Below are 14,204 nucleotides of genomic sequence, written 5' to 3' on the forward strand. Positions count from 1 at the left end.
CATATTAAATATGAACACACATGGAAAATATTAATCATAACGATAACAATCAGCTTAAAAACTCAGGAAGGGTTTGGAGTGGTTTCCTCATCGTCATCATCGGATTTGCATTTCTATTAAACAATATGGGGCTAAATATTCCAAGGTGGATATTCAGCTGGTCTAATTTTTTAATTGTACTTGGTGTATTTATCGGCGTTCGTCGTAACTTTAAGGGTGTAGCCTGGCTGATCCTGATTTTAATCGGCGCATACAATACATTAAATGATATACCTGGATTGGATATAAATTTATCTAAATATGCTTTAGGACTGGGTTTGGTCATTGTTGGTGGTTTTTTAATCTTCAGACCAAAAGATACCGGATTTTTAGGGAAGAAACGGAAGAATAAAGATAAAAACAAAGCCGATTTTGATTTTGGGACAGCTACCGATGAAAAAACGGTAAATAATAACGATATAATTGATGTAATGGCTGTTTTTGGAGGCAGTAACCAAACGGTTTACTCTAAAAACTTTCAAGGTGGCGATATTACCGCTGTATTTGGAGGAGCCGATATCATAATGACCCAGGCCGATTTCCCTGAAACGGTATCGCTTGATGTGACAGCGGTTTTTGGTGGGATTAAATTGATCGTACCACAAAATTGGGCCATTAAATCGAATGTAACTGCTTTATTCGGAAGTGTGGAGGATAAAAGATCGCATTTAATGCCCGTGGCAGAAATGACAAAAACATTAATTTTAGATGGGACGGCTTTGTTTGGGGGGATCGAGATAAAAAGTTTCTAAACATTTATAATAAAACATCGCCTATGAAATGGTTTGCAGTAAATTGTATCTATCAGGTAATTTGTGGTGAGGGGAAACATACGCCCCAGTTTAATGAGCAAACGCGTTTGATCCTTGCAGAGGGAATTGCGCATGCCTTAAACAAGGCTAATTTGAATGCCGTACATTTTAATCCGTCTTTTAACAATTGCCAGGGAGATAAAGTAGTATGGAAGTTTTTAGGTGTAGGTGGAATATCGGAAGTAGAAGAGCTTACCGATGGTGTAGAAATCAGTTCCAAAATTGTTGAGCCCAAATCGGTGGATCAATATCTGGAAAAGCTAAAACACCGCAATAAATCATTAACTAATCAAAACCATTTTGACAACTAGACCTTTATCCGTTCCACAAATACAGAAAATATCCCTTTCCATTGCAATAGTATGGACTGTAATGTGTGGTGTCGGATTGCATTACGTGGTAAATTTTTCCTGGTGGATATCGGTAACAGATAGCTTAATCAATAATTTTTTACTCGCTTTGGCCTGCATTGGGATCAGCAACATGTTGGGTTATTATCAGCCTAAAAATGAACGTATACTCTACGTGCTCATTATTACCCTTGCGCTCACCTTTGTAATCATTTTCGCGGCAAAGTACGCTGTACTCTATATCTTTGCCGATTATAAAGAGTATAAAGATTTTTATAATTTCTCTTTTGCTTTCCGCGGATTGATTTCATTCATGTGTTTGGCCTGGTGTGCTTTAGCCAATATTCTCTGGTACCGCCTGGAAGAACAGTCGGAAACGCATGAGAGGCTTTCGGCTGTTAAAAGTTTAGCTAAGGAAGCCGAATTGAATAAGCTAAGACATCAATTACAACCACATTTTCTTTTTAATAGCCTAAACTCGGTGTTTGCATTAACCATGGTTAACCCAAAAGAGGCAGGGGTAATGATTATGAAATTGGCTTCATTTCTGCGTGGAACCTTAAAACGTGATGACGAATTATGGGTTTCTGTAGAGGAAGAAATGGAGTATATCCAATTGTATCTTGATATCGAGAAGGTAAGGTTTAGTCATCGGTTAAATATCGAAGTAAATGTAGCAGAAGATACCTTAAATCTTTGTTTACCAGGTACTTTATTACAACCTATAGTAGAAAATGCGATTAAATTCGGACTTTATAATACTTCAGCAGGGATTACCATTAAGGTAGATGTTACGGTTGAGCATAATATTTTGCAGCTCCGGGTACAAAATCCTTTTGATCCCGAAATGAAAGCCGCTGGGGGGACGGGATTCGGTTTAAGTGCCATTAAACGTAGGTTATATCTGTTATTTGCGAATACTCATCTATTGCAAACCGATATTGAGGCAAATAATTTATATATTACCACCCTAAAAATTCCACAAAAAAATGATCAGAACAATACTAATTGACGATGAGCCTTTAGCAAGAGATATTGTAAAATATTACCTTTCAGATCATGCAGAAATAGAAATTGTAGCCGAATGTGGTGATGGTTTTGAAGGCTTAAAAGCAATTACCTTACATAAGCCCGATTTAATTTTTCTGGACATCCAGATGCCAAAAATAAGCGGTTTCGAAATGCTCGAACTCGTTGAAGATAAACCTGCGGTAATTTTTACAACCGCTTTTGATGAGTATGCCATTAAAGCTTTTGAGGTGAATGCGGTAGATTACCTGCTTAAGCCGATTGATAAATCGCGCTTCGATGCGGCCATTAAAAAACTGCCAAACAAGTTAAACCAGACCGAAAATACCGAAGCTGTTTTAGATGCAGCGGCTTTAAGTCCGGCGCAGAACAATAGGGTAGTGGTGAAAAAAGATGGTGTGATCAAAATTATTCCGGTTGCCGATATCAACTATTTAGAGGCTGATGATGATTATGTGAAATTAAGTACGGTGGACGGTGCTTTCTATAAAAATAAAACCATGGCGTACTTCGAACAAACACTCGATGCCAGCCAGTTTATCCGTATACACCGGTCGTACATCATTAACCTGGCTCAGGTTACCAAAATAGAGTTAAAAGAGAAGGATAGTTATGTGGTGCTGTTAAAATCTGATATCTGGTTACCGGTAAGCAAAACGGGTTATGTGAAGTTAAAAGCGGCATTGGGCTTGTAGAAGTTTACGAATTAATCAGAAATCAATAAAATCTATTATCGTATTCTATTGTACTGCGCCATTTTTGGGGTTTTTCTTTTCCCATTTGGTATTTTAAATACAATGGTAATAAAATATGAAACAGATGGTGGAAGTGACTGTATTTCTATAATAAGTGGAGATAACCTTTGCCAATCCATTTTGCTAATGGAAGTTCTTTTTGTAATATCTTGTTTACTTGTGTTGGCGCTTTTGGTTTTTAAACGGAAGATCGTGAAATTATGATAACTAATTCTATTTGTTGATATCTCCCAGAACGGAATATTTTTTTTGGAAAGCAATTGAGTGCTAAAATTATTGTTAGTCCTGCTTTTCTTTACCATCTTTTTGCCCTTCGACTCCGCTACCATTGGCAGGCAGGCAATCTTAAAGCGCAAGCTACTAGCGATCGTTGTAAGATTGCTTCGTCGGCTGAAAAAGCCTTCTCGCAATGACGATACCCATAGGATATTCATTTCCTTAAAATCATGTCAATCATATTGATTTTTATAAAATAAATTATCCCTCAGCTTGACAAAAAGGATTACCACTACAATCATGTTTATTTTACGGCTGTGGTTGCAGCTATTTGGGGCAGCTCCCTTCTACCGTTTCATATCCATTCGTGTAGGTATCCTGCTCGTCCCATGGGGGACGGATCATGGGTAGAAAAAAAATATTTATATTTTCGTTCCGTAAGAACGTTTCATGAACAGCAACAAATGAGGCAAACAGTCAATTATAAATATACCATTAGTCGCGTTTTTCAAAAGATTTTCTACATTTGCATTAAATAGAAAAAAATAATAATTAATCACTCTTGCATTTGTAGAGAAATCGCTTTATATTTGCACCTCTTAAATTTTACAATAGATAATATACAGTCATGAAAAGAACATACCAACCTTCGCAAAGAAAGAGAAGAAACAAACACGGCTTCCGCGAAAGAATGGCAACAGCTAACGGCAGACGAGTATTAGCATCACGTCGTGCTAAAGGAAGAAAAAGATTAACAGTTTCTGACGAACGCAAGCATAAAGCATAATTTTTGATTGCTTTTCCGTTCATTCGGAATTGGCAGATCAAAATCTGCAGTTATCAATCAAAAATATATGTACACATTCAGGAAAGAAGAACGGTTATGCAGCAGGAAACATTTAGACCTGTTGTTTAAAAACGGTTCTTCTTTTTTATTATACCCATTTCGGGTTTCCTATCTTTTTGTCGATCAAGCGGCCGATGTGCAGGCACAGGTGGTGATCAACGTTCCTAAAAAAAGATATAAGCGCGCAGTAGATCGTAATCTACTCAAACGGCGCATACGCGAAGCTTATCGCTTAAATAAACAAGATAAATTATATATTCCATTGCCAACCGATAGGGGATTACTTTTGTTTTCCATTCAGTTTGTAGGTAAAGATAAATATGAATTTGCCTTTCTAGAGAAAAAGCTGATTGCGACCTTTAAACGCTTTCAAAATTTAATCCAGCCCAATGAAATTCATTAATAAAATTTTCGGCTGGTTTTTTCTAGGCTTAATTAAAGTATATCAATATGCTATTTCTCCCATGTTGGGTGCTAACTGCCGCTTCACACCAACTTGTTCTCAGTATGGTGTAGAAGCCATTAAAAAACATGGACCATTTAAAGGTGGCTGGTTGGCGCTGAAACGCATTGGCCGTTGTCATCCATGGGGCAAGCATGGGCACGATCCGGTTCCTTAGTTTTAGTCCTGAGTCCGAAGTCGTTAGTCCTTAGTCAAGGTTCATTGGGTTAATCGGTTAACTGGTTAAAACGTTTAATTGAAATCAAACTCCCAACTTTAATCGCCATTCGACTCCGCTCATGGTGACTTCGCGCGGTAATCGACTCTAGACTAAGGACTCTGGACTGCGGACTAATTAATCGGTTAATCGACCCCGAACGCCTATTTCTATGCGCATTACAGACTAATCTATAATTTTGACGCCAAACGCTCACCGCCAAGCGCGCCACATCTTCCATAATCCCTCTTCCATCTTCCATTTTATTAATATCTTTGCGCAATGGCTAAAATACTTCAAATAGAAACAGCTACTGCAGTTTGTTCAGTGGCACTATCTATCAACGGCGAAACGATTTCATTTAAAGAAGAACAAGGACAAAACCTCCATGCAGCTAATTTAACCTTGTTTATTGATGAGGTGCTTAAAACTGCAGGAGTAAGTTACAAGGATTTGGATGCTGTTGCCGTAAGTAAAGGACCAGGATCTTACACCGGACTTCGTATTGGGGTTTCTACCGCAAAAGGCCTGTGTTATGCACTAAATAAGCCAATAATTGCTATTGAAACGTTGGAGATGATGGCAGCAGGTTTTTTAACAGAAAATCCCGATTATATGGGGTTAATCTGCCCGATGATTGACGCCAGAAGGATGGAGGTTTATACCTCAATCTTTGATCCTTCTTTAAATATATTAATACCCACAGAAGCAAAGATTATCGATGAAACAAGTTTCGCTGATTTTATTGCGCAACAACCCATTACCTTTTTAGGCGATGGTGCAGCCAAATGCGCTGAAGTTTTAAGCCACCACAATGCAAGGTTTAATCCGTCGAATTTTAATTCGGCTACATATATGTCGCGCTTAGCCGCCGAAGCCTTCGATAAAGGTAATTTTGAAGATGTTGCTTATTTTGAGCCTTTTTATTTAAAAGATTTTGTAGTTACAGCCTCTAAAAAACAACAGGCACAAGGTTAGGTTATTTTCGCTTAAATACCGAAAATAAGCTTTTAAAGAAACTGCCTCCATTACCGTTGTCGTTTATACCTGGTATTACATCTGCAAACTGCGGATGGTTAACCGTTCTTCCAAATTTAATACCAACCCCCATATAAAAAGAAGCGCCATTTGGTCCGCTGCCTACACGGGCATCGTTTTTAAGTAGTCCGTAAGCCTGGAAACTGGTAGCCACTAAATTATCGGTACCCATAAATAACTCAAAATTCGGGGTCTGGTATTTTCCTTGTAGCCCAACCATAAATACGCCATTTAAATTATATAATGGCGTAACACTGCCAGAAAAATCGTTGACAATGAAAGTATTTACAAAAGCAATATCTCCACCCTGGTAAAACAGGTTTTTCGAAACGGCTAATGCAGGTTTGTAAAAACCGTAGCGCTTAGACATATATACATCAAGTTTAGCATTTGTAGGTGCCAAAAACTTTTTGCTTTGCTCTGCAAGTAAAAAAATATTCTTTATTTCCTGATTGGTGTTGGATTGATCCTCTAAATTTTCGATCACTTTATATTGATCTATTGGGCTGTGCTGTGTATTGCTTCTCCACCAGATAAAACCTAAATCTTTGATGTTGGCCATTAAAAACAGACCTTTCTTTGTCGTGTAATTGGTTCCAAAACTTAGCGATACACCAGGGTTTTTAAAACTAGGGAAGAAGTTTTTTTGATCTACATTGTCAAAACCTGAGAAGTTACTCGAATAGGTACCTTTTAAGCCGATCAACAATCTCGATATTTCAGGATCTATGTATAAGAAAGAATCAGAGATATCAAGTTTGTTGTAAAGTATTCCGCTCAATACACTGGCTTTTAGCCCAAAGGCTAGTCTCTTGTTCCAGTTTTCTCTGTAGGTAAAGCTAAACTGATGATAAGTTTGCTCATATCCCTTAGTATTGAATACACTGTAATATTGCTGGCCTTTGTTAAATCTTTCAAAAGAATCGAAAATTGCGAGGGTTTCGTTGGTATATTCGATATTGGCATCAGATCTGATCTGCCACGCAAAGCCCATCTCTTTCTGGTATTTGTACGATTTAAATAATCGGAATGAGGCCACATAGATATTGCTGTTTTCCGAAAAATGATTCATTTCTCCGGTACCGATTGGTATACCGGTTGTATTGTACACACCTTGCTGCGTCAGCCGGCGTATAATAGATTTAGAACTTCCTTTGTTGATGGCATTAATACCAAAATAAGGCAAAAAGAAATTTGAAGAGAATTTTCGGGATGAATCGAGTGTGAAAGATTTTTGAGATGGGTTTTCGAAAGCATCAAACATGGTTTTGGTGCCAAAAAGTGCATACTGTTGTGCATTTGCAACTCCGAAGCTGGTTAAAACCAGTAACGCAAGTAAGAGTTTCTTCATGTAAAATAGTTTTTTTTGGCTTGTTTCTTATTAACGGTTACTTAACGAATCTGGTATTTCTGGTTTTAAATATTTGTTTAAAAGCAAGTTAGTGATAAACTTGTCTTTGTCTGCACTCATCTGATAATAAAAAGTGTCGAAACTTTTTAACCCACTATCTGCCCTTAGATGTTTGTAAAAAGGAAGTTGGATATTGTTTCTGAAAATATCTGCCGAATTTTTGGTGTTGATGTAATAGCTCACATTACAAGTGGTCGAAATTTGGTTTACCGCATCTACATATTGTGGTGTTTGAATCAGTAACTTGTTCTTTTTATAATCATTTAAAAATGATTGAACTGTACTCGCGTTATTCGCTACAACCAAATTATTGTCTACGATGGTATAATATGGCCGACCAAACTTTTTAAATGGCTCGCCAAAGTAACTGTACAAGATATCAGATGATTTAAATAATTTAATATCTTCATTATAGTCAGCACTTACATCAAGCAAGAGCTGTTTCACTTTTTCTCCATTGATTAAGGAAATGGCACCTAGTTTTTCGGTTGTGCTCAATTGAAAAAGTACAAATTGATTTTTTGTATATACAGGGAATATCGTATTCAAATCTATCCGGTATTCATCTTTAATATTTTTAATCACCGCATTGGCCTTGGTTGTTGCATTGGTTTGCGCTTGCCAATTGATTAGTTTTTTAAGCCACTTGCCGTACTCCTCATAAGCATAGAGGGCATAATTGGCCGTATTCTCTGGTAAAATATTCTGTATTGATGTGTTTTGTGCGGCTGTATTTTCGAAAAGTTTAAGATAGTTGACTTGATCTTTCAATTCGGTATTGCCACTGAAAAGAATTTTTTCTTTACTGAAGTTATAATTGAGTACCGCAAAACTATTCTGTTTATTAAAAATGCCAATTTCTCCATTAATGTTACCCGCAATAATGTTTTTGAGTAATAAGGGAGCCTGATTAAAATTGATATAAACATGAGCCAATACGTTTTTAATCTGTCGGTTGTTCGCTTTGATATATTCCGTAAATGGATTTTCCGTTAAACGGACACTAGCGTCATTGATCAGTTTCAGTGAAGTTGAAACTGTTAACACCTGATTATGGATACCCAGATAAACAGACAAGCTGTCGTTAACCCTAACGTTATAAAGTTCCATCGATTTTTCGGTAATTGCTTTTTTGGATTTTAGCTGTTCGTAGAATTTTTTGATATCGTTATCCTGCTGAATCTGTAAAGTGATCAGAAAGTTGAGGGTTTTATTCGAATCGGGGAGTACACTGATATAAATCTGCTGATCTTTCAGGTATCGGTTCAAAACATTGTCGTCAATTATACTGGTTTTTAACTGCTTTAGCAGATTCATTTTGTCCTCTCCCAAAACCTGCTGAAGGAGTTGTTGCCCTTCAATAATATCGTAAAAACCTTTGTCGTTCTGAAAAGAAAATACCAGGGCCGCATTATTGGTTGCCGATTGCAAGGCCAGATCTTTCGCATCATTATCTGTACCCAATTTTGAAAAATAGAAGTAGGCCATAAAGGCTACACCTAAAAATAATGCACTAGTTAGAATTACGATTTTTTTCATCTGCTGTGCAACAAATTTAATTTATTACATTGATTAGTGAGAAGTTCTTTGTCAATTTATTAATTTAGCGATTGCTACTAGCAAATAATTATGAACAAACGAATAATCCTTACTGCTTCTTTCTTTGGTGCTGTTGCTGTTTTGCTGGGGGCATTTGGTGCCCATGGCTTAAAAGCCTTAATTGATGGGCCGTCATTAGAAATCTGGCAAAAAGGTGTTGATTATCAGTTCTATCATACATTCGCATTATTATACCTATCTACCTTTGCCCGCTATCGCAACAAACTGATTAATATTGCTTATTTCTGTTTTACTTTCGGTATCATACTGTTTTCAGGCTCGTTATATTTATTGGCTACCCGTAGCATATCACATTTAGGTTTTACAGAATTTATTGGTCCGCTAACACCAATAGGTGGCCTTTTATTTGTGTTGGGATGGATAATGCTATTTTTTGCAGCATTTAAAGATAAATAATGAATACTCACGGAAACGATATTTTTGCAGAAAGAGAAACACTTTTTGTTGAAGTTATTTTGCCATTATCTTTGGCAAAAAACTATACTTATCGTGTGCCTTTTGATCTTAATGACCAAATTGCCATTGGGAAACGTGTGGTAGTGCAGTTTGGGAAACATAAAATCTATACTGCTTTAATTAGCGGGATTTCTAAGTTGCCGCCAACGGCTTACGAGGCGAAATATATTATCGATGTAGTTGATCACGAGCCTGTAATTACGCCAACCCAGCTAAAATTCTGGACATGGATGACGAATTATTACATGTGCAACGAAGGTGATGTAATGGCCGCTGCCTTACCGGCAAGTTTAAAGCTGGCCAGCGAAACCATCCTGATGCTCCGCGATGAATATAATGAAGATACCGAACTTACCGAGAAGGAAGATATTATTATCAAGGCACTGAAGCAACAACAGAAACTTACCGTTAACGATGTTTCTAAATTGTTAGGACAGAAAACGGTCTATCCAATCATCAATCATTTATTGGATAAAGAATTGGTTCTGGTGGCTGAAGAAGTGGTGCAGAAATATAAGCCATTGTTAAAGTCGTTTATCATATTAAATGATTTTTATAGCGATGAGGAGAATCTGAAAGAACTTTTTAATGTGTTGGATAGGGCGCCGAAACAATTGGATGCTTTACTGGCTTATCTGAAACTGCAAAAATCGAATCTGCCCATTTCTAAAGAACAGCTTTTAGAAGAAAGCAATTGCGGACCGGCTGCGTTAAAAGCCTTAACCGACAAAGATATTTTTGTGGTCATGAAAAGGCCGGTAAGTCGTTTGGCTGCTCACGATGAAGAATTCAGTGTGAATTTCGAACTCAATGAAGGGCAGCAAAAAGCACTAGGCCAGATTAATCAGTATTTTGAAGAAAAGGAAGTGGTTTTATTGCATGGCGTTACAGCATCTGGCAAAACACAGGTTTACATCAAACTGATTGAAAAAATCATTCAAAATACAGATGGTCAGGTGTTGTTCTTATTGCCCGAAATTGCCTTAACTACACAGATTGTAGAACGTATTAAACGTTATTTTGGTAATGCGATTGGCGTTTACCATTCTAAATTTAACAATAGTGAGCGGGTAGAAATCTGGAACAAAGTGCGTACAGGTGCTTACAAAGTAATTCTTGGTGCGCGTTCTGCAGTTTTTCTTCCCTTCGAACACCTGAAGTTGATCGTGGTTGATGAAGAGCACGAGCCATCTTACAAACAATACGATCCCGCACCGCGTTACCAGGCAAGAGATGCGGCCATTTATTTAGGCTATCTGCATCATGCGAAAGTGGTTCTTGGCTCGGCTACACCTTCATTAGAAAGTTATTATAATGCTTTACAGGGAAAATACGGACTTGTAGAGATGAAAGAACGTTTTGGAGGGGTTCAGCTTCCAAACCAGCAAGTGGTGAGTATTTCTGAAGAAACGAAGAAAAAAACAATGAGTTCGTATTTTTCCAGTGTGTTGATTAAAGATATCGATCTGGCACTGTCTAAAAAGGAACAGATTGTACTGTTTCAAAACAGGAGGGGGTATGCAACCATCCTGATCTGTGCAACCTGCGGTTATACCCCGAAATGTGTAAACTGTGATGTAAGTTTAACTTACCATAAAAGCAGCGGGAAACTACATTGTCACTATTGCGGTTATCAGCAAAGCAGTGTAAATATCTGTCCGGCTTGTGGCTCAGTGCATGTAGAGCAAAAAGGATTTGGTACCGAACGTATTGAAGAGGAACTTAGATTACTTTATCCAGAGGTTACCATTGCGCGCCTGGATATGGACAGCACCAGGACAAAAAATGGCTTACAGCAAATCTTAAATGATTTTCAGGAGAAGAAAACGGATATTCTGATTGGTACACAGATGGTGGCCAAAGGCCTGGATTTCGATAACCTGAACCTTATTGGTGTAATTAATGCCGATACGCTTTTGGGCTACCCCGATTTTCGGGCATACGAAAGGAGTTTTCAGCTATTGGCACAGGTAGCGGGTAGGGCAGGTAGAAGGGCCGATCAGGGGAATGTTTGCATCCAAACTTATGATGCCGAAAACCGCATCATTAAGCAGGTGGTAAACAACGATTATGAGGGCATGTATAACGATGAAATTGTAGAACGCGAGAAATTCCTCTATCCACCATTTTCACGCATGATATTCCTGTACGTCAAACATAAAGATTCGCATGTATTAGATCATGCCGCCTTTACCCTGGCCAATATTCTGAAAGGGAAGTTCGGTAAAAGGGTTTTAGGACCAGAACAGCCTTTGGTAAGCAGAGTGCGGAATCTTTATATAAAACAGATCATTATTAAAGCGGATAAACATACTGCCATTCAGAAGGTTAAGGATGCGTTAAGGGAAACCTTGACACAATTTAATGCCACAAAGGAGTTTAAGGGCGTTTTTACGCAGATAGATGTAGACCCTTATTAGAGGAATGATTGAATGAGAGGATAATTGAATGAGAGAATGTTGGAATTATAAGTCTCCATTCAATTATTCAAAACTCAATCATTCAAAATTCTCTCATTCAATAATTCTCAAATGTGGATAATGTATCATTCTCTAATTCAGGTGATCTTTCACTAATTCAATCATTCTCTCATTTTACCCTTGTATTGCCGTTTAAGAAACGCTAATTTTGAAACTCATGGCGTATAAATTTGTTGATAATTACCGGGAACGTGGCGCGAGAAAGAAGCTTGTTGAGTTATTAAGATCCCGTGGGATTGAAGATGAAAATGTATTAACAGCAATTGGCAAAGTACCACGACATTTCTTTTTTGATGAAACTTTTTGGAACCAATCTTACAAAGATATTGCCTTTCCGATAGGTGATGGACAAACCATATCCCAACCTTATACCGTTGCGTACCAAAGTGAACTCTTGCACATTAAAAAAGGAGATAAGGTGCTCGAAATCGGAACCGGTTCGGGTTATCAGACCTGTATTTTAATGGAATTGGGCGCCTCAGTGTTTACGATAGAAAGACAGGAAAATATTTACAACAGAACCATTCAGGTTTTACCGGGAATGGGATACAGACCAGCCTTTTTTTGTGGTGATGGCTCGAAAGGAATTGCAGCCCATGCACCTTACGACAAAATAATCGTTACGGCCGGAGCACCCTTGGTTCCTGAAATTTTATTAAAACAGTTAAAAATTGGCGGTATCCTGGTTATTCCGGTAGGAGACGAAAAAACACAGAAAATGGTTACTGTTATCCGGGTAAGCGAAACGGATTACGAAAAAATAGTATTGGATACCTTTAGGTTTGTGCCTTTAGTAGGCGACCAGGCATGGTGATTGAGTTGGGAGTTTGGAGATCGGAGTTTTGAGTAAAACTCCAATATAAAATTAATGACTCCCAACTTTAAGCTAAACTAAACAGGATGTTAACAGTTTTTGGCCTTTAACTCCCAGCTCCAAACTCTCAACTTCAAACTAATTTACCTCTTCATCGCTCTATCCAGCTCCCGCTTCGTATCCCGATCTTTAATGCTGTCGCGTTTGTCGAATTCTTTTTTACCCTGGGCCAATGCAATTTCCATTTTGGCAAAACCTCTTTCGTTGATAAAAATGCGTAAAGGCACAATAGTATAACCCTTTTCTTCACCCTTAAGTTTTAGTTTCCTAATCTCTTTTTTCTGTAGCAATAAGGCACGGTCGCGCTTAATATCGTGGTGATAAAAAGAGCTGTGGGTATATTCGGAAACATGAAGGTTACGTACGTAAAGGTTACCGCCAATAAACATGCAGAAAGCATCCGTCATGTTGGCTTTACCCTGTCTAATCGCTTTTATTTCAGTTCCTAAAAGGGCAATCCCTGCAACGTACTTGTCTAAAAGACTGTAGTCGAAATAAGCTCTTTTATTTTTTATGTTGATGTCGTTTTTCAAAATTTAATAAAATATATAATGTAATAATGCCAGGCAAGTATATTAAATATAAATGTCGGGTTGCAAATATCCTAAAAATTGATGTGATAATTTAATTTTTAATTGTAAGGATTAAAGAAGTCAAGTTTGAATATGCAAATTGCCATTAAAACTTGACTTCTTTGGTTTAACGGATACGATTTGGAAATGTTTGGGCTATCACTTTTGGCCTATCAAGTCCCGCTTTTTGCTGCAACAAAAGCAGAAAAAGCTTTTGGTTTCCGCGTCAATCGGGTTTATTTAACACGGGCTGGTGCAAGAAAACCTTTCATTCGCCTACCAAACCTGTGTTCAATAAACCCGACAGTAGCGAGCATCCCGATTTTTCATCGGGATAAAGCGAATGGCGGGACTACAGTAGCTATGAAAAACTGACATTCGTTTTCAAATTATGATACTTGTAAAAGAGAGAAGTCAAGTTTAGACAGGCGATATGTCCATTAAAACTTGACTTCTCTTACATTAAAAATGTTCATCAGTTTGTAAAAGCTAAGGATATATTATTATGTTCGTATTTATTGATTTAAGTTTGAACTTTAAATATCTAAAATGAAATTCAGGAATCTACTTTTAATCTTATTGTTAGCCGTTACTTTTCAGGTAAGAGCACAACAGCCAACTTTATTGCCGCAATTTACCTTTTACCGTTTGGATGGAAAGGCATTTTCCAATACCGATATCAAACAGGGCAAAAAGAATCTTTTTATCTTATTTGATTGTACCTGCGAACATTGCCAGAGAGAAAGTAAACTCCTGAATACCAATTATGCCAGGTTTAAGGATGTAAATATTTACATGATTACCATGGATGAAGGCTATATTATTCCCCAGTTTTTCAATTCGTACGCCAAAGGTTTAAATGCAAAACCGAACGTACTGGTATTACAGGATAAGAAACGCATGTTTATTCCTACTTTCTTACCAAAACAATATCCGGCAATGTACCTATACTCAGCAGCAGGTAAATTGTTAATGTACCAATCTGGTGATGGCGGTATAACAAAACTGATGACGGTAGTGAATAAATAATCCAATATCATTTATTT

15 protein-coding genes are annotated in these 14,204 nt (G+C 37.6%); 12 read left to right on the top strand and 3 right to left on the bottom strand.

Features of this window, described 5'->3' with window-relative positions; all coding sequences use genetic code 11:
* The first annotated feature begins 20 nt into the window (after positions 1 to 20).
* The 8 genes from R2S57_RS24240 (at position 21) to tsaB (ending at position 5,685) form a co-directional block, all read left to right on the top strand.
* Positions 21 to 791: a LiaF transmembrane domain-containing protein gene (locus R2S57_RS24240; protein ID WP_316847505.1), complete on the top strand. Its 771-nt coding sequence runs from the start codon at positions 21 to 23 to the stop codon at positions 789 to 791.
* Positions 792 to 814: 23 nt separating this feature from the next.
* Positions 815 to 1,162, top strand: a complete 348-nt coding sequence (locus tag R2S57_RS24245; protein WP_316847506.1) for a DUF4288 domain-containing protein — start codon at positions 815 to 817, stop codon at positions 1,160 to 1,162.
* Entirely contained in the window at positions 1,152 to 2,213 is a 1,062-nt protein-coding gene (locus R2S57_RS24250) for a sensor histidine kinase (RefSeq protein WP_316847507.1), read from the top strand. Before R2S57_RS24245 ends, R2S57_RS24250 begins: the two co-directional genes overlap by 11 nt.
* The gene (locus R2S57_RS24255; RefSeq protein WP_316847508.1) at positions 2,191 to 2,925 is read left to right on the top strand and encodes a LytR/AlgR family response regulator transcription factor; all 735 of its coding nucleotides are present in this window, start codon (positions 2,191 to 2,193) and stop codon (positions 2,923 to 2,925) included. Before R2S57_RS24250 ends, R2S57_RS24255 begins: the two co-directional genes overlap by 23 nt.
* Positions 2,926 to 3,829: 904 nt before the next feature.
* Positions 3,830 to 3,988 (top strand): 50S ribosomal protein L34, encoded by a 159-nt coding sequence (gene rpmH, locus R2S57_RS24260; protein ID WP_010601723.1) that lies wholly within the window; start codon positions 3,830 to 3,832, stop codon positions 3,986 to 3,988.
* Between the two features lie 67 nt (positions 3,989 to 4,055).
* The gene (locus tag R2S57_RS24265; protein ID WP_316847509.1) at positions 4,056 to 4,451 is read left to right on the top strand and encodes a ribonuclease P protein component; all 396 of its coding nucleotides are present in this window, start codon (positions 4,056 to 4,058) and stop codon (positions 4,449 to 4,451) included.
* Complete coding sequence (gene yidD / locus R2S57_RS24270; RefSeq protein ID WP_057934022.1) at positions 4,438 to 4,668, top strand: membrane protein insertion efficiency factor YidD; 231 nt, start codon at positions 4,438 to 4,440, stop codon at positions 4,666 to 4,668. The genes R2S57_RS24265 and yidD overlap by 14 nt, the downstream gene beginning before the upstream one ends.
* 321 nt (positions 4,669 to 4,989) lie before the next feature.
* Entirely contained in the window at positions 4,990 to 5,685 is a 696-nt protein-coding gene (gene tsaB, locus R2S57_RS24275; protein WP_316847510.1) for a tRNA (adenosine(37)-N6)-threonylcarbamoyltransferase complex dimerization subunit type 1 TsaB, read from the top strand.
* A gap of 1 nt (position 5,686) precedes the next feature.
* Here the strand turns inward: tsaB and R2S57_RS24280 are convergent, their stop codons facing one another.
* Both R2S57_RS24280 and R2S57_RS24285 read right to left on the bottom strand, forming a co-directional pair.
* A complete protein-coding gene (locus R2S57_RS24280) occupies positions 5,687 to 7,096 on the bottom strand; it encodes a DUF5723 family protein (protein ID WP_316847511.1) in 1,410 nt (469 codons plus the stop codon).
* 30 nt (positions 7,097 to 7,126) lie between these two features.
* The gene (locus tag R2S57_RS24285) at positions 7,127 to 8,695 is read right to left on the bottom strand and encodes a hypothetical protein (RefSeq protein WP_316847512.1); all 1,569 of its coding nucleotides are present in this window, start codon (positions 8,693 to 8,695) and stop codon (positions 7,127 to 7,129) included.
* 90 nt (positions 8,696 to 8,785) lie between these two features.
* Here R2S57_RS24285 and R2S57_RS24290 point away from each other — a divergent pair, with 90 nt between their 5' ends.
* The 3 genes from R2S57_RS24290 to R2S57_RS24300 all read left to right on the top strand — a co-directional run bounded on the left by R2S57_RS24290 (position 8,786) and on the right by R2S57_RS24300 (position 12,526).
* Entirely contained in the window at positions 8,786 to 9,172 is a 387-nt protein-coding gene (locus R2S57_RS24290) for a DUF423 domain-containing protein (RefSeq protein WP_215128367.1), read from the top strand.
* On the top strand, positions 9,172 to 11,652 hold the full coding sequence (priA, locus tag R2S57_RS24295) for a primosomal protein N' (RefSeq protein WP_316847513.1): 2,481 nt from the start codon (positions 9,172 to 9,174) through the stop codon (positions 11,650 to 11,652). The genes R2S57_RS24290 and priA overlap by 1 nt, the downstream gene beginning before the upstream one ends.
* 217 nt (positions 11,653 to 11,869) lie before the next feature.
* Complete coding sequence (locus R2S57_RS24300; protein ID WP_316847514.1) at positions 11,870 to 12,526, top strand: protein-L-isoaspartate(D-aspartate) O-methyltransferase; 657 nt, start codon at positions 11,870 to 11,872, stop codon at positions 12,524 to 12,526.
* 143 nt (positions 12,527 to 12,669) lie between these two features.
* On the opposite strand, the gene smpB is transcribed toward R2S57_RS24300, so the two are convergent.
* Complete coding sequence (smpB, locus tag R2S57_RS24305; RefSeq protein ID WP_316847515.1) at positions 12,670 to 13,119, bottom strand: SsrA-binding protein; 450 nt, start codon at positions 13,117 to 13,119, stop codon at positions 12,670 to 12,672.
* 588 nt (positions 13,120 to 13,707) lie between these two features.
* Between smpB and R2S57_RS24310 the strand changes: the two genes are divergently transcribed.
* Complete coding sequence (locus R2S57_RS24310) at positions 13,708 to 14,187, top strand: TlpA family protein disulfide reductase (protein WP_316847516.1); 480 nt, start codon at positions 13,708 to 13,710, stop codon at positions 14,185 to 14,187.
* Positions 14,188 to 14,204: the final 17 nt, after the last annotated feature.

This window comes from Pedobacter psychrodurus (assembly GCF_032678585.1).
In the GTDB taxonomy this organism is placed as follows: Bacteria; Bacteroidota; Bacteroidia; order Sphingobacteriales; family Sphingobacteriaceae; genus Pedobacter; species Pedobacter psychrodurus_A.